Consider the following 22933-nt stretch of genomic DNA (forward strand, 5'->3'; position numbering starts at 1 on the left):
ACGTGCCCCGTCTGCGGGCGGCGTTTTTTTATCCGGCGTTAGAGAATTTCATCTTCGTCAAAGAGCGGGTGGCCCTCGAAAGCCTGTTCCAGCTCGGTATGGCCGTCTTCGGTTTTTGGCTTGATGATTTCGGCAATATGGAAAAGCGCATCGCCCTCATTCACGATCGGCAACATGGTCCGCCCGATAATGATGCCTGTGGCGGATGATTGCACCTCGACTTCGCCATCCCCCAACGGATCCGACAAGGCGGCGATGACCTCGCCCTCTTCCACCCAGGCGCCGATAGTCTTGTAGGCCCGCAACACGCCCCCCATCGGCGCGCGCACCCATTCGGACGACTGGCTGATATCCGGGGTCAGAGGCGACCGTATGCCTTTTGCCTGACGGATCATTCCGATCTCCCGGAGCACGCGCAGTATACCTGTTACGCCAATGCGAAGGGCCGTTTCATCAAAGCGTAGCGCTTCTCCACATTCATATACGAGCACATCCTTGCCCTGCTCTCGCGCCGCGTGGCGAAGAGATCCGTCGCGCAGCTTTGAGACCATGATGACCGGGGGCGCGAACACTTTCGCCAATTCCATGGCTTTCTTCGATCCGCCATCGATCCGGATCTGGGGCAGGTTCACGCGGTGTTCGGCCGCCGAGTGCAGATCGATGCCGACCTCACAGCGGGCGACAATCTCCGTCATGAAGAGTTTTGCCAGCCGCGCCGCCAGCGAGCCTTTGGCGGCGCCCGGAAAGGAACGGTTGAGGTCACGTCTGTCGGGCAGGTAGCGCGTATGGTTGATGAAGCCGAAGGCATTGACGATTGGCACGCAAATCAACGCGCCGGCCAGGGTGCTCAACTGCTTGGCGCGCACCAGCCGGCGGATGATCTCGACGCCGATAATCTCATCACCATGGATCGCACCGGATACGAAGACGGTCGGCCCCGGCTTCTTGCCGTGTATGATCATGACTGTCATCGAGACCGGTGTGTGATCCGACAGTAAAGCGACCGGCAATTCTATTTTGGCGCGGGTTCCCGGGGCAATCGTGTGCCCCGCAAACTCGAGTGGTTGCTGGCTCACCCTGTTCCCTTCGTTCTGGTTTTGCCGGGTTTGGCCGTCTTCTCGATCAACTCGATAATCTGCCCCGCCACGTCCAGTCCGGTTGCGCCCTCGATACCTTCAAGACCCGGCGAGGAGTTTACCTCCATCACGACGGGACCGTGATTGGACCGGAGCAAATCGACCCCGCAAACATGGAGGCCCATGATTTTGGCCGCGCGAACGGCAGTCGCGCGTTCTTCCGGCGTGATCTTGATTTTGGAGGCGCCGCCGCCGCGGTGAAGGTTGGAGCGGAACTCGCCTTCGCCGCCCTGACGTTTCATGGCCGCCACGACCTTGCCGCCGACAACGATCGTCCGGATATCGGCGCCACCGGCCTCCTTGATGAATTCCTGGACCAGAATATTCACCTTGGCACCGCGGAAGGCCTCAATCACCGATTTCGCCGAACGCGGCGTCTCCGCCAGAACCACGCCGACGCCCTGTGTCCCTTCCAGAAGCTTGATCACGACCGGCGCACCGCCGACCATTTCCAGAAGGTGGTCCAGCTGGCGCGTATCATGCGCAAAGGCCGTGACCGGCAGGCCGATGCCTTCGCGTGACAGCAATTGCAGCGAGCGCAGCTTGTCCCGCGAGCGCGTGATGGCGACCGACTCTGCCAGCGTCCATGCCCCCGTCATTTCAAACTGGCGGACAACCGCCGTGCCGTAAGCCGTGATAGAGGTCCCGATACGCGGGATCACCGCATCATATTTGGGCAGTTTTTCGCCGCGATAATGCAATTCCGGCCGGTGCGACGTGATGTTCATATAGATGCGCAGCGTATCCAGGACATCGATCTGATGGCCGCGTGCCTCTGCCGCCTCGACAAGACGCTTGTGCGAGTAGAGGTCCGGATTTCGGCAAAGAAGGGCAAGACGCATTTGGTTTCCAATAATGGCTTCTGGTTATTTCAGGCGGATGTTGTCTGGCTAACGCCCGCAAAGATAGGACGCCAGAGGATCGATCAATGTCCGCCCGCTGAGCGCTGTTCGCCCCAGTAGCATACGAAAGCCCATCTCGTCACGCCGCGACAATGTCAGATCAATCGGCCAGATCCGATTGCCGAGTTTCAGGCGCGTCCGAATGAGGAATCGTTTGCTAATCTGGCCATTGGAGGACCGGATCAGGCGCTCGTCCACGACGGGCGCTTCACAGGCAATACGTTGGGTATTGTTTTTCTGAAGCGGGTGCAGCTCGAACCGCACCCATTTCGCACCGTCCTTTTCGAAGGGCTTGATATCCCAGGCATGGATGGCGGACGTCCGCGCGCCGGTGTCGATCTTCGCCTTGATCCGCGTTTCTGCAAAATCCGGAAGAATGATCCATTCGCGCCAGCCAATGGTGAATTGGGACTTTCGAGGCGTGGAAATTGTCTAATCCCCCAACCAACCCTGGAAAACAATATCTTCGAAAACCACATCGCCGAGCGTCAGCGTGCCGGTCAGGGCCGATTGCGCTTGCTCCGGATAACCCGCCTGCATCTGCTCAACATCGGCCATATTCCAGCGCCCATCGAAATGGAAATCTCCCATCACATCGTGGGTTCCGGAAAAAGCCAGCCCGTCATCACTCACGGCATACTCATCCGGCACAAGGACGTGGTTGACCTCATAATAGGTATTGCCAAGCTCGCCAACGCCCGTCGGACTGGATGTATCCTCGAATATGACGGCCAGCGGGGTGAAGGCGTCCGGCGATCCGGACTGGTATTCTTCGAATTCCCAATCGAGCCCGACGGAAATGTGATCGAGGCTGATACTGCCAATCGCGACCTCGTCCTGCGGCAGGTAGTAGCCCGCCACAACCTGCGTGGCCGTAAAGCTCTGCCCTGAAACAGCGGGTGGCTCATGGTCTACGGAAATATCGGTCTGCATGGACCCGGGGGCGGGTTGTGCTTCCGTTGCCGCTGTGTCGCACGCCGAAAGCGTCAATACCGCCAGTGTGCAAAGGCCGAATGTTCTGTGCATGTGATTCCCCCTGACTTTCGCGACACTCTAGGCCAGACAATCCAATAACGTCCATTACTGACATTCTGGAAAAACGGGATTTTCGACGGATCGCCTACTGCCGACGACATTTTGTCCCATATATCGGGCCAAAGGAGACCCATCATGACCTCTATCAGACCTCTCGTACATCTCGAGCCCGGCATGGCTGCCAGTGACGGCGCCGGCGTAAAGCTGAACCGCCTTCTGGGCACGCCGCGCCTGCCGCAGATTGATCCCTTCCTGATGCTGGACAATTTCCACTCGGACAACCCGGATGATTATCTGGCCGGCTTTCCACCACATCCCCACCGCGGCTTTGAAACCGTCACCTACATGTTTGCGGGCCGAATGCGGCACAAGGACAATAAGGGCCATGAAGGCGTGATCGAGCCGGGCGGCGTACAATGGATGACAGCGGCCGGCGGTATCGAGCATTCCGAAATGCCCGAACAGGAAGACGGGCTGATGTCCGGCTTCCAGCTGTGGATCAATCTGCCGCGCGCCGAAAAGATGAAGCCGGCCAGCTATCAGGAGTACAAGGCGGCCGATATTCCTGTGGACACGCGTCCGGGTGCGACGGCCCGCATCGTGGCGGGAAAGACATCAGCCGGCATTGAAGGTCCGGTGAAGAATATCACCGTTCAGCCCTTCTTTGCCGAGGTTTTGCTTGAAGCCGGGGCTGTGTTCGAAGAAGCCCTGCCGTCTCACCACTCGGCCATTGTCGCCGTCCATGACGGATCAGTCCTGCTGTCCCGGACCGGTAGCGAAGCATCAATGAGCGTCAATCGCGGCGAGCTGGGCGTGCTGGGCGAAGGAGACATCACCCGGCTGGAAGCCGGCCCGGAAGGCGCCCGCCTGCTTCTGATTGCCGCCAAGCCCCTGCGTGAACCGGTCGCGCGGGGTGGTCCCTTCGTCATGAATACGGAAGGCGAAGTCCGTCAGGCCATGCTGGATTACCAGATGGGCCGTTTCTAGGCGGCGTTGCGTTCGGCCTCCGTCTTCGGATCATACCCGAGGATGGGGGCCAGCGCTTTTTCCGCCTGTCCGGGCGTCCAGCCCTTGCGGCGGGCATAGTCGGCGACCTGGTCCTCACCGATCCGCCCGACCACAAAATATTCGCTGTCCGGGTGGGCGATATAGAGGCCGGACACCGAGGACGCCGGTGTCATCGCCAATGTCTCGGTCAGTTCGACGCCGCAATTGGCGGGCGCATCCAACAACTTGAATAGCGTCAGTTTCTCCGTGTGATCCGGCTGTGAGGGGTAGCCCGGCGCCGGGCGAATGCCCTGATAGGCTTCCTTGATCAGCTGCTCGTTTGTGAGATTTTCGTCTGGTGCATAGCCCCATATGTCCGTTCGGACACGGCGATGGAGATATTCGGCGAATGCCTCGGCAATCCGGTCCGACAGAGCCGCAAACATGATGGCCGAATAGTCGTCATTGGCGTCCCTGAAGGCTTGCGCAATGGCGGGGTTGTCTCCGGCTGTGACGCAAAATCCGCCGACCCAGTCGTCGCCTGTTTCTGCCACGAAATCCGATTGCGAGAGATGCGGACGATCATTGGACTTGGCCGATTGCTGGCGCAATCCATAGAAGGTTTCACGCGTGTCCGCCCGGCGGTCATCCTGCCAGATTGTGATATCGTCGCCCTTGCGGTTGGCCGGCCAGAGCCCGACCACGCCGCGAGGCTTGATCCAGTTTTCATCCGCCATCTGCGCCAGCATTTTCTGGCCATCGGCCAGAAGGGAACGCGCCGCATCGCCGCGGTTCGGATCGTCCAGAATTTGCGGATAAACGCCCTTCATGTCCCAGCTCATGAAAAAAGGCGTCCAGTCGATATACGGTATCAGGTCAGCGACCGTAACGTCATCAATTGCGGTGACGCCAGGCTGGCGCGGTCTCGGCACCACGCATTCGACAGAATGCGCATTGGCGCGGGCGGCATCGAGGCTCAGCCGGTCACGGGCTGACTGGGTGCGCGCCCGCACGTCCCGAATGCGCGCGAGTTCGTCCTTGACGCCCTGCGCATAGGCTTCGCGATCCGCTGACAGGAGCTTGGAGACCACACCAACCGCGCGGCTGGCATCATTGACGTGCACGACGGGGCCACGCGAATAGGCGGGCTCAATCCGCAAGGCGGTATGTGCCGGGCTGGTTGTCGCCCCGCCAATCAGCAGCGGCAAATCAAAGCCCAGACGCTGCATTTCACTCGCGACATCGACCATTTCATCCAGTGAAGGCGTAATGAGCCCCGAAAGGCCGACAATGTCTGCGCCTTCGCGTTTCGCCGCTTCGAGGATATCCGAGCCTGGCACCATCACGCCCAGATCGACGATCTCATAGCCATTACATTGCAGAACGACGCCGACAATATTCTTGCCAATATCGTGGACATCTCCCTTCACCGTCGCGAGGACGATTTTGCCATTGGATTTCCCGGCGTTTCCGGAGCGGCGCTTTTCTTCTTCCAGATAGGGCAGAAGCCAGGCCACGGCCTTCTTCATGACGCGCGCGGATTTGACCACTTGCGGCAGGAACATTTTCCCCGCGCCAAACAGATCGCCAACGACATTCATGCCGTCCATCAGCGGGCCTTCAATCACCTCCAGCGGCTTGTCGAAGGCTTGCCGGGCTTCCTCCGTATCATCGTCAATATAATCCGTGATGCCATGCACCAGGGCGTGCTCGAGGCGCTTTGCGACCGGCCAGCCGCGCCATTCGGCAGCGGCCTTTTTTTCAGCCTCGCCCGTGTCCCGGAATCGTTCGGCGATTTCGAGAAGACGGTCCGCTGCGCCCTTGGCGCGGTTGAGGATGACGTCCTCGACCACGTCGCGAAGCTCGGGCTCGATATCATCATAAATGTCGAGCTGACCGGCATTGACGATGGCCATATCGAGGCCCGCCTGAATGGCGTGATAGAGGAAGACGGAGTGCATGGCGCGGCGCACCGCCTCATTACCCCGGAAAGAAAAGGACAGATTTGAAACGCCGCCTGACACATGAGCGTGGGGCAGTTCGGCCCGGATGCGGCGGGTCGCCTCGATAAAGCCCACGCCATAATTGTCGTGTTCGGCGATACCGGTAGCGACCGCGAAAATATTGGGGTCAAAAATGATATCGCAGGGGTCAAATCCGACGGTGTCCACCAGCAGACGATAGGCGCGCTGGCAAATCTCGAACTTCCGGTCCGCGGTTTCGGCCTGGCCGTCCTCGTCAAAGGCCATGACCACAACGGCCGCGCCATAACGCTGGACCAGCCGCGCTTGCTCGAGGAAGGCGTCCTCGCCTTCCTTGAGGCTGATCGAATTGACAATCGCCTTGCCCTGGACGTTTTTCAGTCCCTCCTCGATCACCTCCCACTTGGAGCTATCAATCATGACCGGCACGCGGGCGATATCCGGTTCACCGGCGATGAGCCGCAGGAAGGTGCGCATGGCGGCCTGCGAATCCAGCAAGCCTTCATCCATGTTGATGTCGATGATCTGGGCGCCGTTTTCGACCTGCTGACGCGCCACAGAGAGCGCTTCGGCATAATCACCGTTGGTGATCAGCTTGCGAAACCGCGCCGAACCCGTGACGTTGGTGCGCTCGCCGATATTAACAAAACTGGCTCGGGATTGTCCGGTCATTCAGCGCCGCCGTATCAATTGAAAGCTGACGGCCCGGGACCGCCCGGACCGCCGAAATTATTGTCGTGGAATTGGCTGCTGCGGCCCGCGCCGGGTTTGCCGAATAACGCGATCAGAAAGAAGCCAAGCCCGATCACGCCAGCAATGATCTGACTGACAAGCCCAGCCCCCATCAGCGTGCCGATGACGATGCTGGAAATCACATAGGCTATGGCCCCGAACAGCAGGGCGAAAATCAAACGGATTGCGAGTTTCATGGTGATGCTCCTCTTGCTTGCAATGCCTTATCCGGCCAGAGCGAATGGCTCGAGCCCGGACAGGCGCATGGCGGCCGGGCGTTCGGGAAGGTTGCGCGGCGCGGCCCCCGTCACCGCAGCAGCGATCGCCCGTGTATGGGCGGGCGTGGTGCCACAACAGCCACCGACAATGTTCAACAGTCCGCTTTGCGCCCATTCCCCCAGATGGGCAGAGGTGGTTTCCGGGGGTTCGTCATAGCCACCGAGATCATTGGGCAAGCCGGCATTGGGATAAGCATGGATCAGGGTGTCGGCCACACGCGACAGCGCGGCCGCATATGCCCGCATCTGATCGGCGCCGAGCGAACAGTTCAGCCCCACGCTGATCGGCTTCGCATGACGGATCGATTCCCAGAACGCCTCGACGGTCTGGCCAGACAAATTGCGCCCGGAACGATCCACCACCGTCATGGAGAGCGCCATCGAAATGGATTGACCGCGGGCCTGCTCGAGATCCCGCACGGCCGCAATCGCTGCCTTGGCGTTCAGCGTATCAAAGACGGTTTCAATCAGGAGATAATCGGCCCCGCCATCAATCAGACCCGCAGCGGCCTCGGAATAGACGGCAACCATGGAGTCGAAATCCGTCGCCCGAAATTCCGGTTTGTTGACGTCCGGTGAGAGCGACAGGGTGGCATTGGTCGGGCCCACCGCCCCGGCCACCCAGCGCACGTGATCGTCTGTCGAGAATTCATCAGCGATCTTTCGGGCCGCCTGTGCTGCCGCGACATTGATCGCATAGGCCTCGCCTTCCAGGCCATATTCGCCCTGGCTGATCGCATTGGCATTGAACGAGTTCGTGGAAATGATTTCCGCGCCCGCCTCGGCATAATCGCGATGGATCGCTTCGATGACATCCGGGCGGGTCAGATTGAGAATATCATTATTGCCTTTCAGGTCGCGATTGTGAGCGGTAAATTTCGAACCGCGGAAATCCGCTTCCGTCAGACCTTTATTCTGGATTTCCGTTCCCTTCGGGCCATCCAGAATAAGGATACGGGATCTGGCTGCGTCTTTGAGCGCCTCCATACGCTGACTTGGATCCGACATGGCTCAGGCGGCCTCCGCCAAAGCGCGAACACCCAGCAGACGCACCAGGCAGATGGCCAGGCTGGCCCGGTTCAGCGTGTAGAAATGAAAATGTTCGGCCCCGCCCTTTTCGAGCTTGCGTGCCAGCTTGGCGACAACATTGGCCGTCACCAGATCCCGGGTCTCGGGATCCTCGTCCAGGCCTTCATAAAGCGGCGGCAGACTGTCGGGGACCGATGCCCCGCAGAGCGCGGACATGCGCTGTAAGCCCTTGAAATTGGACTGCAGCATCAGACCGGGAATAATCGGAATGGTCACGCCCGCTGCGACCGCACGGTCGCGAAAGCGGAAGAATACATCCGGATCAAAGAAAAACTGAGTGACCGCGCGGGTGGCGCCGGCGTCAATCTTGCGCTTCAGAACATCGAGATCATGCTCGACCGAAGGGCTGTCCGGATGGCGTTCCGGATAACAGCCGACCGACACCTCGCTGACGCCGGCGTCGCGGGCCGCCCGAACCAGTTCGGATGTGCATTCAAATCCACCGGGGTGGGTCGTATAGGCTTCACCCACGCCTTCCGGCGCATCCCCGCGCAAGGCGACAATGTGATCCACGCCGGCGTCCTTGTAATCGCGAATGATATCGATCGTTTCGCTACGGGTCGCACCAACGCAGGTCAGATGCGCGGCCGCTTTCAGACGGGTTTCCTTCAATATCCGTTTGACCGTGTTCCGGGTGCGCTCCCGCGTGGAGCCACCCGCACCATAGGTGACCGAGACGAAGTCGGGCTGGTAAGGCTCCAGCTTCTCGACGGTCTCCCAAAGACGGGCTTCCATCGCGTCGGTCTTCGGCGGGAAGAATTCAAACGAGACCGTTGGCGCGGAAGTGCGGCCAAAAGCGAATGGTGTGGGTTGATGGGTCATGCGGACACGTCCTTGGCGGCAATCGAGGGCTGGCTCGTCCGGACAGGCGTTCGCCGCGCCGACCAAATCTTCACGGTCAGACGGTTTTCCGGTTCTTCAGGGTGAAGCGCGGACCGGCGGCGCATTTCGAGCCCCGCACTTTCGACCCACTCGGTCATTTCTTCGTCCGAGAAGCCGAGTTTTCTATGAGCATGGTCGGTCTTCAGGAATTCCAGCTGGTGCGGTGCAAAATCCGCAATCAGCAGAACGCCGCCCGGCTTCAGAACGCGGGCGCATTCCGTGATCGCGACGGCGGGATCATCCAGATAATGGAGCACCTGATGGACCGTCACCAGGTCGGCGACGCCGTCATCAAATGGAAGGGCAGACACATCGGCCTTGCGGACGGATGCGCCCGTCAGGCCGGCACGTTCGAGATTGAGCCGTGCGACATTCAACATCGCATGATTGACGTCGATACCGACGCTCTCGGAAACGCGGTCGGCAAAGACTTCCAGAATCCGGCCAGTGCCGACGCCGACATCGATCATCAGCTGAAAGGGCCCGCTGCCCGCCGCATCGCGCATGGCGGCCTCGACTTCGTCCTCGGACAGATGAAGCGCACGGATCCGGTCCCAGTCTTCATTGGCACGCTGGAAATATGATTCCGCAGCAGCGGCCCGGGCGGCTTTCACAGAGGCCAGGCGATCCAGGTCGCGCTTCAGAACAGGATCATCCGGCGGGGTCAGATCGCCAATAACATTCGCGATGCGCTGACCGGGACCAGCCGACACCAAACGATAGAAAACGAAGGCACCTTCCGGTTGACGCTCGACCAATCCGGCATCGGTCAGCAATTTCAGATGACGGCTCACGCGGGGCTGGCTTTGCCCGAGGACCTGAACCAGTTCCGAAACCGTCAGCTCGCCCAGCGCCAGAAGTGTCGCAACGCGCAGTCGCGTTGGCTCCGCGAGGGCTTTCAATTGACCAATCAAATGTTCCATGCCGATATCTCACCTGAAAAAGGTATAAAGATATCTTTATATCATTCTGCGGCAGTTTCAATGGAAAGAATGAGAATTCGCAGGATTATCTTTTGGCTGGCATCGCCTTGGCGAGCATGCGCTGCGACATGGACTGCCGCTTTAGCGCCGCATCGGCTCGCAGAACAGCATCATAGAGGTCAATTCCGATTTCCTCGAACAACTCCCGATAGGCCGCTGCACCGGCTTTCAGGAGATGATCCAGCTCGCCGGCGATGTTTCGCCCTTTTGGGGTAAGGCCATAGGGCTTTCGTCGTCCGTCACTGTTGTCATCAAACCGCGTCACCAGGCCACTTTCGGCGAGTGGTTTCATATTCTTGATGACCCCGGCATGGGTCTGGCCCACCGCCAACGCGATTTCGGTGACGCTCCGTTCGCGCTCGGCCAGAAGCGTGATGATCGACATGGATCGCGGCGGCAGATCAATGGATAGCGCGCGGGCCGTTTCGCTGCCCGCAGCTACGATCTCGTCGACCAGCCGGCTCATAATCATGCCGAGAAAGGCCGGCGCATAATCATCAAGCGCCGTTTCAGACCGCGAATTCATCGACATCTTGTTCTCCGGGAAATTATATGTTACCGGTTACGTTACTTGTTACATATTATATGGAATACACACCATGATCAAGCTCCTCCCCAGAAGCGCCGCCATCCTGTTCTCTCTTGCCGCGAGCCTTGTGTTTACGCAGGCTTGCGCACAGGACCCCACCGAAACAATCCCTGCTGATGCGCTGCGCGCGGATGTCGAAGAGTGGCGCGACTGGTTTTTTGCCACCCACCCCGACCCGTCATTTTCGGCTGATGTCGATGACCTTCAGTCGCGGTTTGATGCCGTCTCGAACGCGCTCGAGGGCGAGTATTCACGCCGCGAAGCGTGGCTGTCTCTGGCTGTTCTCAATCCGGTTTTCAACGACGGACACATCACGATCCGTGCGCCGCAAGACGACTATGATGCCTATCTTGCGGCCGGCGGGGCGGAATTCACCTTGCCGGTTTCGCTTGACGCGGGGCGCTTGAAGATAGCGCACACCGTTGCTCCGGAAAGTGTTTTCGAGGCCGGGGAAGAAATCCTGACCATTAACGGTCATCCTGCGGCCGATCTGGCCAATCACCTGATGGCCCGCATGAATGGCGATTCAGACGGATTGCGCGCCTATGTGCTCGAATCCCGTTTCCCCCTCTATCTCTGGGCCCTGACAGGCGGGGCTGACAGCTGGACCGTCGTTGTGGCATCGCCCGGCGGAAGCCAAAGAACCGTAAGACTGGATCCGGATCGCGATACATCCGTAGAGCCGCATGACCAATGGTCACTGGATTTTCAGGGCACAACGGCGGTCTTGACCGTCAATACATTCATGCCCGATCTGGAAAGCGAGTTCGCAGAGTTTCTGGAGACGAGTTTCGCGGCGATTGCCGAGCAGGGTGCGGAAAACCTGATCATTGATGTCAGCCGGAATGGCGGCGGTGCGCATCAGCTTTCGGACCGCCTGTTCGCCTATACTACAGACCAGCGCTACACGCCGCTTTCGGCTGTGACCGCGCGCATCGTCGCCGAGAACCAGGCCCTCATTCCCGGCTCGGAAATTGGCCAGGTGGTCTCAGTGCCTTTTGCCCAATGGGTCGAACCGCCGGCAGAGCTTGCCAACCGGTTTGGCGGAAATGTCGCCATACTCGTCGGGGCCGGAACCTATTCACAAGCCATTGTCATGGCTGCGACAGCGCAGGATTTCGATATTGCGCCTGTTGCGGGGCCGGGCACGGAAGGGCGGGCCAATTCAACCGGGCAGGTTCAGCTGCATCGACTGATCCATTCCGACCTCGAAGTTGCCGCGCCGATCTATATTTTCATCCGCCCGTCGGGTGATCGCTCATCGGCCCCGGTTATCCCGGATATTCCGCTTTCCGGCACACGGGACGAGCAGATCAATCAATTGATCGAGCATCTGACAGGCCACGAAAACTGATACCCCCTTGCCTCCCGATTTCTGCTTCTCATGCCGCCTGTGATAGGCTCAAGCGGAAATCGGGGAGGAAAGAATGTGGAAATCACTATGGGTTGCCGGTTTGGCTCTGGCTTTCATGCCTCAGGCATCCGCACAGGATGATCGCCGCTGCTGTCATGTGAGTGAGGGCGTCTGGCTCGATGGCACCTACACACCGGCAGAATGCCGGGCGCGCGGTGAAGACTTTGCGCCGCAAGGCGATTCCCGCACCGCCATGTGCACTCGCCACGAAACGACCGAAATCCCGCCCTCTCCTCCGGGCGCACCGGGCTCCCCCGGCGGCGGACCGGGCGGCGGCGATGGTGGTGGCGGAGGCGGATCTGGCGCTGGTGTCCAGATGCCGGAAGACATGAGCCTGGCAAACGAACGCTTTGGCTATGAGACTGTCGGTTCTGCCAGTCTGTCGGAGCTCGGCACATTTCGGGACCGGGCCTTCGAGCAACGTGATTTCTGCGACAGCCTGATCCGGGGCATGGACACGGCAGACCGTGCCGCAGCCCAACAAGGACAGCAATGCTTCTCGAACCTGCGGGCGAACGCCAATCTGGTGGCCCAGAACGCTGGCCGAATGCGCAATGGCAGGGATATGGACGCGTCCGAACGCGAAGAGGCCGCCCATATCTTCCAGAGCGCGAGCGAATTACGCAGCGAAGCGGACGCCCGCCTGACGGAAATGGGTGACCGCTAGGCCACCCTGCTCCGCCTAGCGGCTGAACTTCTTGAACCGGACCCGGGACGGGACAACCGAATCCTCGCCCAGACGACGCTTCTTGTCCTCGATATAGTCGTGGAAGTTGCCTTCAAACCATTCCACATGGCTATCGCCTTCAAAGGCAAGAATGTGGGTGGCCAGACGGTCGAGGAAGAAACGATCGTGCGAGATGACCACTGCGCAACCGGGATAGTTTTCCAGCGCCTGCTCCAGCGCGGCGAGCGTTTCCACGTCGAGATCGTTGGTCGGCTCATCGAGGAGGAGCAGATTGCCGCCGGTCTGAAGCGTCTTGGCAAGGTGCACGCGATTGCGTTCACCGCCCGAGAGCAGGCCGACCTTTTTCTGCTGGTCTCCGCCCTTGAAGTTGAAGGCGCCGACATAGGCCCGGGACGGCACTTCCTTGCCACCAAGATTGATCATGTCATTGCCGCCCGAGATTTCTTCCCAGACATTCTTGTTTGGATCCAGCGTATCGCGGGACTGATCGACATAGGACAGTTTCACGGTCTCACCGACACGGAAGGTGCCTTCATCCGGCTTTTCCTGTCCGGTGATCATCTTGAAGAGGGTCGATTTACCGGCACCATTCGGGCCGATCACACCGACCACGCCGCCTGGCGGCAGTTTGAAAGACAGACCATCGATCAGCAGCTTGTCTTCGAAGCCCTTTTTCAGATTCTCCACCTCCAGCACCACACCGCCGAGGCGCGGGCCCGGCGGAATATTGATCTGGGCGTGATTGATTTCCTGGCGGTCGGCCTGATCGCGCAATTCTTCATAGGACTTGATCCGCGCCTTGGACTTGGCCTGGCGCGCCTTGGGCGACGACCGAATCCAGTCCAGCTCGCGGGCGAGTGCGCGCTCCTTTGCGCCCTGTTCGCGGCTTTCCTGGGCCAGGCGTTTTTGCTTCTGTTCCAGCCAGGCAGAATAATTGCCCTCATATGGCACGCCGCGGCCGCGATCGAGCTCCAGCGTCCATGTGGTGATGGAGTCGAGGAAATAGCGGTCGTGGGTCACAACCAGAATGGCGCCGGGGAAATTCTCCAGATGGTGCTGGAGCCAGTCGACCGATTCGGCATCGAGGTGGTTGGTCGGCTCATCGAGCAGCAACATGTGCGGCTCTGAGAGCAGAAGGCGGCACAGAGCCACGCGGCGGATTTCACCGCCCGACAATTTGGTCACATCCCAATCGGCCGGCGGGCAGCGCAAGGCGTCCATGGCCATCTCGATCTTGCTATCGATATCCCATGCATCGGCGGCGTCGATCTTTTCCTGAAGCTCGGTCATTTCCTCCATCAGCTCGTCGGAATAATCTTCCGCCAGCTTCATGGAGATGGCATTGAAATCGTCGACCAGCTTCTTGTGGGCCGATCCTTCGATGACATTCTCCCAGACGGTCTTGGTCGGATCGAGCTGAGGCTCCTGCGGCAGATAGCCGACGCGGACGCCTTTTTCTGCCCACGCTTCGCCGGTGAAGTCTGTGTCCATGCCCGCCATGATTTTCAGGAGGGTAGATTTACCGGCACCGTTGGAGCCAACAACACCGATCTTGGCGTCGGGCAGGAAGTGCAGGGAAATTCCCTGAAAAACCGGCTTGGCAGCCCCCGGATAGGTCTTCGAGAGCTTGTCCATATGATAGACGTATTGATAGGCGGCCATGGGGCGGGTCATCCTTGAAGCGTAGGGGATTTGATCTGTTGCGCGGCGTATAGCGGAGCCGCGCGAAAGGAGCAATCAGGCTTTACGTTCTGCCCTGGCGCGCAGCGGCCTTTGCCGCACGCTTCCGGTCCCGCTGCCAGCGCTTCACATGCGGCAGGAAGAAGAGCCAGATGCCGGTCAGCCAGAGCGCAAACAGAACGACGCCGGCAGGCAGGAAAACGTAGAGCTTCACCCAATCGGCAAAGAATGAGCCATCATGGATCTGCTCGAACAGGTCCGAGCGCCGGTATTCCAGTTGCAGGACTTCCAGCGTCACCAGATCGATCTGGGCCTCCCAGCGATTGGTCGAGATGAACTTGACGATGCCGCGGTCGGGTTGCACATCGATCCGGTCAAACTGCGTCCAGTCCGTGGTGTCGAGTTCCGGAATTGACGCTGCGACCTCGTATAGTTCCAGCAATGTCGTCGCGGGCGCTCCCGTGATTTCAACAGCGCTGCGCTGACTGGGCGGTTGAATCCAGTCGAATTCCTTTTTCAGCATCAGGAAAATGCCCGCGACGATCATGACACCCAGGGGGATCATGACGGCCAGTGAGCCCCAGTGGTGGATGTCGCGGAAGAGCTTGTTCACGGTCATGGCGCGCATCCTCTTGAGCTTCGGCCGGGCGTCAAGATTACGAATACATCATAATCCCCCGGAAAATCGCCGGGCCGCTTCCCATCCGCTTTTCGGATGATAGTCTCCGGTATGACATTTCCTGGGGAGGACTATATGCGCGCCATTCTCTGTGCCGTATTGCTCGGCGCTTTGCCGCAAACTGCTTGTGCCCAATCAGAAGAGGAGACGGCCACCGATCCGATGGCCTCTGCCAATTTCAACGGGCTTGAATTCCGCAATATCGGACCGGCTTTCATGTCGGGCCGGATCGGCGATATCGAAATCCTGCAGGACGATCCGTCCACATGGATCGTCGGCGTCGGTTCGGGCGGTGTCTGGCGCACGGAGAACGCCGGCACGACCTGGACGCCGATATTTGACGATCAAGACGTCTTCTCGATCGGAACGGTGACGATTGATCCCTCCAACCCGCACACGATCTGGGTCGGAACCGGCGAAAACCATGGTGGCCGGCATAATGGTTATGGCAACGGCATTTACCGGTCGCGCGATGGCGGTCAGACCTGGACGCATCTGGGGCTCGAGAATTCCGAGCACATTTCCGAAATCATCGTTCACCCGGACGATCCGGATACGATCTGGGTCGCCTCGCAAGGCCCTCTCTGGTCATCCGGCGGCGATCGCGGCCTGTTCATGTCGACCGATGGCGGCGAAACCTGGGAGAATGTGCTGTCGGCGGGCGAATGGACCGGCGTGACCGATCTGCTTATCGATCCACGCAATCCGGACCGGCTGTATGCCGCCACCTGGCAGCGTCACCGCACGGTTGCCGCCTATATGGGGGGCGGGCCGGAATCCGGCATTCATGTCTCCGACGATGGTGGCCGGACCTGGCGTCAGGTCACAACCGGCCTGCCCACGGGCAATCTCGGGAAGATCGGCCTTGCCATCTCACCGCAAGACCCGGACGTCATCTACGCCGCCATCGAGCAAAACCGGCGATCAGGCGGCGTCTATCGCTCATCCAATCGCGGCGAGAGCTGGACCCGCATGTCGGACACGGTCTCCGGCGGCACCGGGCCGCATTACTACATGGAGCTTTACGCGCATCCGCACCATTTCGACCGGATCATTCTGGTCAGCAATACGACACAGATTTCCGACGATGGCGGCGCGACGTTTCGCGATATCAACAATGAATTCAAACATGTGGATGACCATGCCATCGCCTTCCACCCGACCGATTCCGACTACATGCTGGTCGGATCCGATGGCGGTCTCTATGAGACGGTGGATGATGAGCGGACCTGGCGCTTCATCTCCAACCTGCCCATCACGCAATTCTATGACATTGCCGTGGATGATGCCGAGCCATTCTACAATATCTATGGCGGCACACAGGACAATTCGACCCAAGTGGGTCCGTCCCGCACCGATAACCGCCATGGCATCCGAAATTCGGACTGGGAAGTCACGCTATTCGGCGACGGCCACGAACCGGATATCGAACCGGGCAATCCCGATATCGCCTATTCCAGCTGGCAGCAGGGCAATCTGGTCCGCTTTGACCGGACGACTGGCGAGATCGTCTATATCCGGGCCCAGCCTGAGCCCGGTGAGCCGGCGGAACGCTATAACTGGGATGCGCCCATTGTGGTGTCCTCCCATGAACCCACACGGCTTTACCATGCCTCCCAGCGTGTCTGGCGCTCGGACAATCGCGGCGACACCTGGACAGCGATTTCCGGGGACCTGACCCGGGATGAGGACCGCATGCAATTGCCGATCATGGGCCGGCAATGGTCCTGGGATGCCGCCTGGGACATCTATGCGATGTCCAACTACAATACGATCAGCGCGCTGGCGGAATCCCCGGTAGACGAGAATGTCATCTATGCCGGCACTGATGATGGTCTGATCCAGATCACGACAGATGGCGGCGAAACCTGGCAGCGGACGGAAGTCGGCAGCCTGCCGGGCGTGCCGGACCGGGCCTATGTGAATGATTTCGAGCCCTCCCTGCACGAAGCCGGGACCGTCTTCCTGGCGCTGGACAATCACAAATACGGTGACTTTGCGCCTTACCTTCTGAGGTCCGACAATTATGGTCGCAGCTGGCGGTCCATCACAAATGGCCTGCCTGATAACGAACAGGTCTGGCGCATCGCACAGGATCACGTGAACCCGAATCTCGTTTTCGTGGGAACGGAGTTCGGCGTCTATTTCACCATTGATGGCGGCGAGAACTGGACACAGCTGGAAGCCGGCATCCCGACCATCTCGGCCCGCGACCTGCAAATCCAGCGTCGCGAGAACGACCTTGTGGTCGCGACTTTCGGTCGGGGCATCTACATCCTCGACGATTACTCGCCGCTGCGCGACGTGACGCCAGAAATGATGGAGGATGGCACCGCACTCTTCCCGGTTCGCCGCGCCTGGTGGTATCAGGAACAGCACCCGCTGGGCTTTGATAGCGGTCACTGGCAGGGGCATGGCTATTTCACAGCCGAGAACCCGCCTTTCGGGGCCGTCTTCACCTATTATATGAGTGAGGCGCTGCAGACGTCCGAGCAAATCCGTCAGGAGGCCGAACGGCCACTCGTGGAAGAAGGCGAAGACACACCCTTCCCGGGCTTTGACGTTATCGAGGGCGAGCGCCGTGAGGCTCCGCCCCGCATGTGGCTGGTGGTTCGCGACAGTGACGGCCGTGTCGTCCGCCGCCTTCAGGGACCGGTTACAGCCGGCTTCCACAGGGTCAACTGGGACCTGTCCTTCCCGGGCTATTCTCCCGTGATGCGGCAGGAAGATGCTGAAAATGCGCCATCAGGCTACCTCGTGGCACCGGGGACGTATTCAGTGACTCTGGTCCGTCAATATCAGGGCGAAACCGAAGTGATTGGCGAAGCCCAGTCCTTCGAGGTAGAGCGTATGTATGACGGCGCCCTGCCCGGGTCGCCGGATGACGAGGTGGCGGCCTTCTGGGAACGCCTCGCCACGCTCCAGCGCAGCGTCAATGCCTCGACATCGGCGATTGGCGTGACGCGAGAGCGCCTGAACCGGCTGGAATCGGCTCTCTACCGGTCGCGCACCGCACCGGGCGAATTGGATGCCCAGTACGAAGCCTTGCGTCAGGAGCTTTTCGCAATTGAAGAAGAGCTGACCGGCAATCAGTCGAGCAATGGTCAATACGGCGCCGAACCCTCGACCGTGACGTCCCGGATCGGCTTTGCTCAGACCGGTACGGCCTATGCGACCTATGGCCCGAACCCGGCGCATGAACGCCAACTGGGCATGGCAGAAACCGAGTACAATGACATCCGTCAGCGTCTGGATGCGCTCATGCATGAACGTATCCCGGCCTTCGAAGCGGCACTGGATGAAGCGGGGGCACCCTGGACGCCCACGCGCATGCTACCGCCGCTCTAGGCCGCTCACCATAGCGGGCATCTGCCCGTCCCAAACCGCAGCCCGCTTTCCAGCGGGCTGCGTCCGTTTTAAGGATGTGGTCCACCACTACGAGGATTGATGATGAGCCCTGCCCTGATGTTGCTGGCGAGCCTGACACTGATTCAGGACGCCCAGCCTGCCGAACTGACGATCGAGCGCCTTTACGCCAGCCCCGGCCTTAATGGCCCGGTCGCGACGGCGACACGGTTTTCTCCCGACGGAGGCCTGATCACTTTCCTGCAAGGCAAGGAAGAGGATGCCAGCGTGCAGGACCTTTGGGCGATCGACGTCGATGGCGGCGAGCCATTTCTTCTGGTTGATAGCCGTGTGCTGGCACCCGAAGAGCGCGCGCTGTCCGAGGCCGAAATCCAGTTGCGCGAACGCGCGCGTATCAGCGGCTCCGGGATTGTGACATATGACTGGGATGCGCGCGGCGAGGCACTCCTCTTTCCGCTGGATGGCGATGTTTTCTATTACGAGCTGGAAACGGGTGAAGCGCGCCGCCTGATGGAAACCGAGGCCGCAGAAACCGACAGCCGGATCTCTCCGTCGGGCCGCTATGTCGGCTTCGTCCGAGAGCAGAACCTGTTCGTTCAGGATCTCGAAAGCGGTGAAACGCGTGCGATCACCTCAGATGGCGGCGGCACCCTCACCTATGCGACCGCAGAATTCGTGGCTCAGGAGGAGATGGATCGCTCGACCGGTTACTGGTTTTCGTCCGATGACCGCTATGTCGCCTTTACGGCCGTGGATGAAAGTCCGGTTCCGGCATCCTATCGCGTCGACATTGCCGGCGACGGGGCCACTGTCACCGAGCAACGTTACCCCTATGCGGGCGAAGCCAATGTCGGTATCCGGCTTTTCATCGAGCATATCGAGACGGGCCAGCGCGTTGAAGCCGATCTCGGCGAGGACAGCGATATCTATCTCGCGCGGGCAAATTGGGGCGTTGACGGGCGTCTTTATATTCAGCGGCAAAACCGGGCGCAGAGCGTGCTTGATCTGATCGCTGTGGATCCCGAAACCGGCGACGCGGTCGACATTCTGACCGAACGCGATCCGGCCTGGGTCAATCTCACAAACGACCTCACTTTTCTGGACGATGGGAGCTTTCTCTGGACGTCCGAGCGCACCGGTTTCCGGCACATCTATCACTATGCGGCCGACGGCGGCCTGATCGACCAGGTCACATCGGGTGAATGGCAGATCAATGCGATTGAAGGCGTCGATCAGGATGCCGGGCGCGTGTATTTTTCCGGCTGGATGACCGATCCGCGCCAGCGCCAGCTCTATTCTGTTTCGTACGTGCAGTCCGGTGAAGCTCCGACCCGGATCACATCCGGCGCGGGATGGTGGTCCGGCATTTCCATGAGCGCCGGCGCCCAAACCTTCCTGGGCAGCTATTCGGATCCGCAAACGCCGACGAATACGGCGCTCTATGATGCGTCCGGCCAACGCCTGCGCTGGATTGAGGAAAATGCTCTGGATGCCGAGCATCCCTATTTCCCTTATCTGGACAACCATATCGTGCCCGAGCGCGGAACGATTACGGCCGCCGATGGAACGGAACTGCACTACATCATGTATCTGCCCGCCGGTTTCGATCCGGATCGGCAATACCCTGCCATTATCAACGTCTATGGCGGGCCGGGCGTCGGCCGCCGGACCCGGATGAGCTGGGGTTCGCTCGAAGACCAGCTCTTTGCCCAGAATGGCTATATCTATTTCAAGCTGGACAATCGCGGCACGCCGGATCGGGGACATGCCTTTGAAACGGCGCTGCACCGCGCCATGGGCGGCGTTGAAGTCGAGGATCAACTGGCTGGCCTCGCATTCCTGCGGTCCCTTGATTATGTCGCTGATGACCGGATCGGTATCTGGGGATGGTCCTATGGCGGGTACATGTCCCTGATGACCACGCTGCAGGCACCCGGCGAGTTTGCGGCGGCAGTCTCCGGCGCGCCGGTTACCGACTGGGCGCTGTACGATACGCATTACACCGAGCGCTATATGGGCACGCCGCAGAATAATCCCGACGGTTACATGCAATCCTCGGTTTTTGGGCATCTTGACGGGTGGGAGACACCCATTCTGATCATGCATGGCATGGCCGATGACAATGTCGTCTTCGAGAATTCGACCCGCCTGTTCAGCTTACTTCAGGAAAACGACCTGCCGTTTGAAATGATGACATATCCGGGACAACGCCACGGCATTCGCGGTGAGATGCGCGGCCGGCATCGGACCCGCACGATTCTGGACTTTTTCGACCGCCACTTGCAGCCAGCGGACTAGTCAGAACGGCACAAAAACTCCGGCGGTGGCATTCAGGCGCTGCCGCCGGGCTTTCCAGTCGGGCATCAATCCGGCCACGACAGCCCAGAAAGCGGCCGAGTGATTGGGCTCTATCAGATGCGCGACCTCATGGGCGCAGACATAATCGATCAGGTCCGGGTCTGCGCCCACAAGGCGCCAGTTCAGTCGAATAATGCCTTTTGAATCACAACTGCCCCAGCGCCGTTTCTGATCGCGGATCTGGACAGCCTTGACCGGCCGACCGAGTTGTTCGGCATAGTGCCGGACGCGCCCGGGAAAAAGCGTATCGGCTTCACGTCGATACCAGCGCTCAATGCCCTTGCGGATCGTGCTGGCGCGCATCTCGCCGGTCAGGTGACGGTCGATTTCGACAATAAGGCGATCATCCTGTCGCTCGACCCGTGTCCGGGCCCGCGTCGGATGCGCGATAATATCCAGACGCAGCTCGTCCCCAAGAAACGGAAGGGTTGCTCCGGATTCAAGGCGGCGTTGCGCAGGTTTGGGGCGCGTCGACCATTCGGCCAGCTTGAGGGATATCCAGTCGGCTCGGCTCTTGACCGCGGCGCGCAGTCGCCGGTCACTGGCGCGTTGTGGTGCGCGAATGCTCAAACCCTCATGATCAATCTGAAGCGCAATGGTTCGTCGCCTCGGACTGCGCACAATGGCGCAGTCGATGCAACGGCCATCGATTTCGATTGTCAGACGGTCAGAATGTCCCGGCAAATCGCTTCCAGTCCTTCACGGTCAATCTCGTCGAAAGCATCGTGTTGTTCGCTGTCCACGTCGAGGACTGCGGCCAGCGCTCCGCTGGCGTCCAGCACAGGGACAACAATTTCCGAATTGGTCCGCGCATCGCAGGCAATATGATCGGCAAAGGCGTGAACATCCGCCACAAGCTGGGTCTCCAGCCACGCCGCTGCGGCGCCGCAGACACCGCGTCCGAAAGGAATGCGCAAACAGCCCATCGTGCCCTGATAAGGACCGACGACGAGCTCGCTTGGCTTGTGCGGATCGACTTCATAGAAGCCGGTCCAGAAAAACCGCGGCTTGAACGCCTCCGACAACAGGCAGGATGCGGTGGCAAACCGGGCCGTCCGGCTGGTCTCGCCTGCCACAACTGCGGCAATTTCCGTGCGCAACTCCGCATAGCGGGCGCGTTTTTCTTCTCCGGTCATCGCTTGGCCTTCTATCCAGATCACCCGGATGGTGTATCGTGATCCCGGTACAGGAATACAAGGGGGATATCATGAATAAGTTGGGCCTATTGCTGATCGGGGCCAGCGCTGTCGCGCTGACCGGCTGTGATCAATTTGCAGGCGACCCGGTTCCGGTCTGGGCGCGCGGGCCGGTGATCGAAGCGCAGGGCCGCGCCTTTATCGAGGTCCCCGCAAACCGCGCACGGTTCCAGGTGTCATTTGAAGGCCGGGCGGACAATAGCCCGGATGCGTCCCAGCAAGCTGTCACCCGCGCCAATCTCGCCGCTCAGGCTGTTCGTCTGGCCACAGATGGTGAAGTCCGCATTACCTCCAACCTGTCCGTTCAGCCCTATTACGAGCAGGTGGTGCAGCGCTATGGCGAAAATAATGAGCGCTTGGTCGAAAACCGGCATCCGGATGCGCTTCTGGGCTATGTCGCCACCGTATCCATGAATGTCACCGTGCTCGAGCCCAGCCGGACCAGTCAGGCACGGGGTGCCGCGCTGGCTGCCGGCCCGGTAAATTCGGGCACGGTTCAGTTCTTTCTGGAGCCGACCGCGGAAGATCAGCGGGCCGCCTTCGCTGCCGCGGTGAACGACGCCACCGAACGCGCCCGGATTGTCGCCGAGGCCGCCGGCTCTGCGCTCGGCGAGATTGCCACACTCCAGGAAGGCAGCGGGCCGTGTTTGGGGGCGCCATCGACCGCAGCCGGGTTCGACGATTACGAACAGTATCGTGGCGCAGCGCCACCTCCCCCGCCCCCTCCTCCACCACCGCCTCCGTCGGCTCCGGGCAGCGAGATGACAGCCGAGCAATTGCTGGTCGATCTGGATCGTTATGCTTTGGCGGCAGATCAGGAACCGCAGCGCGTCACTGCCAATGTCTGCGCCGTCTTTTCCGTGGAAGAGGCCCGCGGGAGCAATCGATAACACCTGTTATTTCCGCGGCATCTGGAATCGAGGGCTGGCGCGCTGGCGCTGGCCCGCTAGTTTCCGC

Annotated in this window: 20 protein-coding genes; 6 read left to right on the top strand and 14 right to left on the bottom strand. The window is 60.1% G+C overall.

Going from position 1 to position 22933, the window contains the following annotated elements; genetic code table 11:
- Positions 1 to 38 precede the first annotated feature (38 nt).
- From P0D52_RS09685 to P0D52_RS09700, 4 genes are read right to left on the bottom strand one after another with little or no spacing between them, the layout of a single operon-like run.
- Positions 39 to 1076, bottom strand: a complete 1038-nt coding sequence (locus P0D52_RS09685; RefSeq protein WP_394692453.1) for a succinylglutamate desuccinylase/aspartoacylase family protein — start codon at positions 1074 to 1076, stop codon at positions 39 to 41.
- The gene (gene rimK, locus P0D52_RS09690) at positions 1073 to 1978 is read right to left on the bottom strand and encodes a 30S ribosomal protein S6--L-glutamate ligase (protein ID WP_394692454.1); all 906 of its coding nucleotides are present in this window, start codon (positions 1976 to 1978) and stop codon (positions 1073 to 1075) included. Before rimK ends, P0D52_RS09685 begins: the two co-directional genes overlap by 4 nt.
- Before the next feature lie 48 nt (positions 1979 to 2026).
- Positions 2027 to 2467: an ATP-dependent zinc protease gene (locus P0D52_RS09695; RefSeq protein WP_394694784.1), complete on the bottom strand. Its 441-nt coding sequence runs from the start codon at positions 2465 to 2467 to the stop codon at positions 2027 to 2029.
- 3 nt (positions 2468 to 2470) lie between these two features.
- Positions 2471 to 3064, bottom strand: coding sequence for a hypothetical protein (locus tag P0D52_RS09700; protein WP_394692455.1), 594 nt, complete (start codon positions 3062 to 3064; stop codon positions 2471 to 2473).
- A gap of 144 nt (positions 3065 to 3208) precedes the next feature.
- Between P0D52_RS09700 and P0D52_RS09705 the strand changes: the two genes are divergently transcribed.
- Positions 3209 to 4060 (top strand): pirin family protein, encoded by an 852-nt coding sequence (locus P0D52_RS09705; RefSeq protein ID WP_394692456.1) that lies wholly within the window; start codon positions 3209 to 3211, stop codon positions 4058 to 4060.
- Here P0D52_RS09705 and metH read toward each other — a convergent pair.
- The 6 genes from metH to P0D52_RS09735 all read right to left on the bottom strand — a co-directional run bounded on the left by metH (position 4057) and on the right by P0D52_RS09735 (position 10538).
- Entirely contained in the window at positions 4057 to 6714 is a 2658-nt protein-coding gene (gene metH / locus P0D52_RS09710) for a methionine synthase (protein WP_394692457.1), read from the bottom strand. The genes P0D52_RS09705 and metH overlap by 4 nt on opposite strands.
- Before the next feature lie 14 nt (positions 6715 to 6728).
- The gene (locus P0D52_RS09715; protein ID WP_394692458.1) at positions 6729 to 6971 is read right to left on the bottom strand and encodes a hypothetical protein; all 243 of its coding nucleotides are present in this window, start codon (positions 6969 to 6971) and stop codon (positions 6729 to 6731) included.
- Positions 6972 to 6998: 27 nt separating this feature from the next.
- Positions 6999 to 8060 carry a homocysteine S-methyltransferase family protein gene (locus P0D52_RS09720; protein WP_394692459.1) on the bottom strand — a complete coding sequence of 354 codons (1062 nt, stop codon included), beginning with the start codon at positions 8058 to 8060 and terminating at the stop codon, positions 6999 to 7001.
- Positions 8061 to 8063: 3 nt separating this feature from the next.
- Entirely contained in the window at positions 8064 to 8963 is a 900-nt protein-coding gene (gene metF / locus P0D52_RS09725) for a methylenetetrahydrofolate reductase [NAD(P)H] (protein ID WP_394692460.1), read from the bottom strand.
- The gene (locus P0D52_RS09730; RefSeq protein ID WP_394692461.1) at positions 8960 to 9946 is read right to left on the bottom strand and encodes an ArsR/SmtB family transcription factor; all 987 of its coding nucleotides are present in this window, start codon (positions 9944 to 9946) and stop codon (positions 8960 to 8962) included. The genes metF and P0D52_RS09730 overlap by 4 nt, the downstream gene beginning before the upstream one ends.
- 85 nt (positions 9947 to 10031) lie before the next feature.
- A complete protein-coding gene (locus P0D52_RS09735) occupies positions 10032 to 10538 on the bottom strand; it encodes a MarR family winged helix-turn-helix transcriptional regulator (protein ID WP_394692462.1) in 507 nt (168 codons plus the stop codon).
- A gap of 67 nt (positions 10539 to 10605) precedes the next feature.
- Between P0D52_RS09735 and P0D52_RS09740 the strand changes: the two genes are divergently transcribed.
- Both P0D52_RS09740 and P0D52_RS09745 read left to right on the top strand, forming a co-directional pair.
- Positions 10606 to 11949, top strand: coding sequence for a S41 family peptidase (locus P0D52_RS09740; protein ID WP_394692463.1), 1344 nt, complete (start codon positions 10606 to 10608; stop codon positions 11947 to 11949).
- Between the two features lie 73 nt (positions 11950 to 12022).
- Positions 12023 to 12676 (top strand): hypothetical protein, encoded by a 654-nt coding sequence (locus tag P0D52_RS09745; RefSeq protein ID WP_394692464.1) that lies wholly within the window; start codon positions 12023 to 12025, stop codon positions 12674 to 12676.
- A gap of 15 nt (positions 12677 to 12691) precedes the next feature.
- On the opposite strand, the gene ettA is transcribed toward P0D52_RS09745, so the two are convergent.
- Positions 12692 to 14359 carry an energy-dependent translational throttle protein EttA gene (gene ettA, locus P0D52_RS09750; RefSeq protein WP_394692465.1) on the bottom strand — a complete coding sequence of 556 codons (1668 nt, stop codon included), beginning with the start codon at positions 14357 to 14359 and terminating at the stop codon, positions 12692 to 12694.
- Between the two features lie 82 nt (positions 14360 to 14441).
- Positions 14442 to 14996 carry a PepSY domain-containing protein gene (locus tag P0D52_RS09755; RefSeq protein WP_394692466.1) on the bottom strand — a complete coding sequence of 185 codons (555 nt, stop codon included), beginning with the start codon at positions 14994 to 14996 and terminating at the stop codon, positions 14442 to 14444.
- Positions 14997 to 15131: 135 nt separating this feature from the next.
- On the opposite strand from P0D52_RS09755, the gene P0D52_RS09760 reads away from it, so the two are divergent.
- Complete coding sequence (locus P0D52_RS09760) at positions 15132 to 18404, top strand: glycosyl hydrolase (protein WP_394692467.1); 3273 nt, start codon at positions 15132 to 15134, stop codon at positions 18402 to 18404.
- Positions 18405 to 18503: 99 nt separating this feature from the next.
- On the top strand, positions 18504 to 20720 hold the full coding sequence (locus tag P0D52_RS09765) for a DPP IV N-terminal domain-containing protein (RefSeq protein WP_394692468.1): 2217 nt from the start codon (positions 18504 to 18506) through the stop codon (positions 20718 to 20720).
- Here P0D52_RS09765 and P0D52_RS09770 read toward each other — a convergent pair whose 3' ends face one another.
- Positions 20721 to 21464: a M48 family metallopeptidase gene (locus P0D52_RS09770; protein ID WP_394692469.1), complete on the bottom strand. Its 744-nt coding sequence runs from the start codon at positions 21462 to 21464 to the stop codon at positions 20721 to 20723.
- Entirely contained in the window at positions 21440 to 21916 is a 477-nt protein-coding gene (locus P0D52_RS09775; RefSeq protein ID WP_394692470.1) for a GAF domain-containing protein, read from the bottom strand. The genes P0D52_RS09770 and P0D52_RS09775 overlap by 25 nt, the downstream gene beginning before the upstream one ends.
- A 71-nt stretch (positions 21917 to 21987) precedes the next feature.
- On the opposite strand from P0D52_RS09775, the gene P0D52_RS09780 reads away from it, so the two are divergent.
- Complete coding sequence (locus P0D52_RS09780) at positions 21988 to 22866, top strand: SIMPL domain-containing protein (RefSeq protein WP_394692471.1); 879 nt, start codon at positions 21988 to 21990, stop codon at positions 22864 to 22866.
- Positions 22867 to 22933: the final 67 nt, after the last annotated feature.

It is taken from the genome of Hyphobacterium sp. (assembly GCF_043584775.1).
Classification (GTDB): Bacteria; Pseudomonadota; Alphaproteobacteria; order Caulobacterales; family Maricaulaceae; genus Hyphobacterium.

Coding starts and splice junctions, on each gene's coding strand:
- rimK (WP_394692454.1), bottom strand. CDS start 1,978: ATGCGTCTTGCCCTTCTTTGCCGAAATCCGGACCTCTACTCGCACAAG.
- P0D52_RS09700 (WP_394692455.1), bottom strand. CDS start 3,064: ATGCACAGAACATTCGGCCTTTGCACACTGGCGGTATTGACGCTTTCG.
- P0D52_RS09705 (WP_394692456.1), top strand. CDS start 3,209: ATGACCTCTATCAGACCTCTCGTACATCTCGAGCCCGGCATGGCTGCC.
- metH (WP_394692457.1), bottom strand. CDS start 6,714: ATGACCGGACAATCCCGAGCCAGTTTTGTTAATATCGGCGAGCGCACC.
- P0D52_RS09715 (WP_394692458.1), bottom strand. CDS start 6,971: ATGAAACTCGCAATCCGTTTGATTTTCGCCCTGCTGTTCGGGGCCATA.
- P0D52_RS09720 (WP_394692459.1), bottom strand. CDS start 8,060: ATGTCGGATCCAAGTCAGCGTATGGAGGCGCTCAAAGACGCAGCCAGA.
- metF (WP_394692460.1), bottom strand. CDS start 8,963: ATGACCCATCAACCCACACCATTCGCTTTTGGCCGCACTTCCGCGCCA.
- P0D52_RS09730 (WP_394692461.1), bottom strand. CDS start 9,946: ATGGAACATTTGATTGGTCAATTGAAAGCCCTCGCGGAGCCAACGCGA.
- P0D52_RS09735 (WP_394692462.1), bottom strand. CDS start 10,538: ATGTCGATGAATTCGCGGTCTGAAACGGCGCTTGATGATTATGCGCCG.
- P0D52_RS09740 (WP_394692463.1), top strand. CDS start 10,606: ATGATCAAGCTCCTCCCCAGAAGCGCCGCCATCCTGTTCTCTCTTGCC.
- P0D52_RS09745 (WP_394692464.1), top strand. CDS start 12,023: ATGTGGAAATCACTATGGGTTGCCGGTTTGGCTCTGGCTTTCATGCCT.
- ettA (WP_394692465.1), bottom strand. CDS start 14,359: ATGGCCGCCTATCAATACGTCTATCATATGGACAAGCTCTCGAAGACC.
- P0D52_RS09755 (WP_394692466.1), bottom strand. CDS start 14,996: ATGACCGTGAACAAGCTCTTCCGCGACATCCACCACTGGGGCTCACTG.
- P0D52_RS09760 (WP_394692467.1), top strand. CDS start 15,132: ATGCGCGCCATTCTCTGTGCCGTATTGCTCGGCGCTTTGCCGCAAACT.
- P0D52_RS09765 (WP_394692468.1), top strand. CDS start 18,504: ATGATGAGCCCTGCCCTGATGTTGCTGGCGAGCCTGACACTGATTCAG.
- P0D52_RS09775 (WP_394692470.1), bottom strand. CDS start 21,916: ATGACCGGAGAAGAAAAACGCGCCCGCTATGCGGAGTTGCGCACGGAA.
- P0D52_RS09780 (WP_394692471.1), top strand. CDS start 21,988: ATGAATAAGTTGGGCCTATTGCTGATCGGGGCCAGCGCTGTCGCGCTG.